We start from the raw sequence: 1,009 nt of genomic DNA, 5'->3' as shown, positions 1-1,009 counted from the left end.
GCACACAGATGACCCGTCCCACCGGCGGTTTTATCCTGTGGGTCAGTTTGCCCGGACGGGTCAATACCCAGGAACTGCATGTGCGTGCCTTGCAGCAGGGCATCAGCATCGCGCCTGGGTTGATCTTCAGTAACACCGAGCAGTTCAACCACTGCATCCGGCTCAACTGCGGTACGCCGTGGAACCGCGAGGCAGAGCGGGCGTTGATGACCTTGGGGATGCTGGCCAGTCAGCTGTGCCAGGAGACGGCCGCCGGACTTTAAGGCACGGCCGACATACACAATGGGCACATTGCCGATAGCTGGCTAATCATCGCGCTTGTCATGTTGCCCTCAACAGGCGAGCATGTGGCCTTCTGCCGTTAATGCTGTAGGCGATATGACCTCGATGTTCCGAGCTGTTTTGGTGATTGGCCTGTTAAGCCTGTGTAACGTCCCCACGCTGCTGGCGGCGACTCCCGTGAGCGAAAGCAAGCCCGCGGCGAGCGCACAGAACACTAAGCCGGCGCCGGCTAAGACCGCCGCTTCTGCGAAAAAAAACGCCGCGGCCAAGAAACGCGCGGCGGCCAAAAAGGCCAAGTCTGCCCACGAAGTGGCCGAGACCAAACTGCCGCCGGCCCAGTTGGACCTGTCATTGCCTTCGGACATGGTCAGGCACTTGCAGCCGCTGGGCACCATGCCCCAGCCCAAGAGCGTGCCGTTGCTGCCGCCGATGTTCGGTGAGAAGCCTACCGACAACAGTGCTTTCCAGATTAACGGTCGCCTGCTCAGCAACGAAATGCGCCTGCAATTGCGCAACGAAGAGCGGCGTGATGTCGAGGGAGCGGCGCTGGATTTCGAATTCAAGCAGTAAACTTTTCCTACCAAGTGACTCGACGTTTCGACCATCTGTCGCAGACTGGTCAGTCACTTTCTTTTTGTGTGAAAAACCGCTGTTGGACCATTTTAAAACGGCTGTTTAAGGGCGTACTCTAGCCCGGCCATCCCATTGCTGTCTCTTATACACATCT

General features: G+C 58.1%; 1 protein-coding gene and 1 pseudogene. Both read left to right on the top strand.

The features are described 5' to 3' along the window. Window positions 1-263, top strand: a pseudogene (locus B6S09_RS18130) (PLP-dependent aminotransferase family protein); the annotation flags it as partial. 115 nt (window positions 264-378) lie between these two features. Beyond that, window positions 379-852: a translation initiation factor 2 gene (locus B6S09_RS18125; protein WP_094065028.1), complete on the top strand. Its 474-nt coding sequence runs from the start codon at window positions 379-381 to the stop codon at window positions 850-852. Window positions 853-1,009: the final 157 nt, after the last annotated feature.

Source organism: Oceanimonas baumannii, assembly GCF_002245495.1.
GTDB classification, from domain to species: Bacteria; Pseudomonadota; Gammaproteobacteria; order Enterobacterales; family Aeromonadaceae; genus Oceanimonas; species Oceanimonas baumannii.
This window is presented reverse-complemented; position numbering and strand designations above follow the sequence as displayed.

Excerpts from the sequence above, each read along its gene's own strand:
- B6S09_RS18125 (WP_094065028.1), top strand. The coding sequence starts at position 379 with ATGACCTCGATGTTCCGAGCTGTTTTGGTGATTGGCCTGTTAAGCCTG.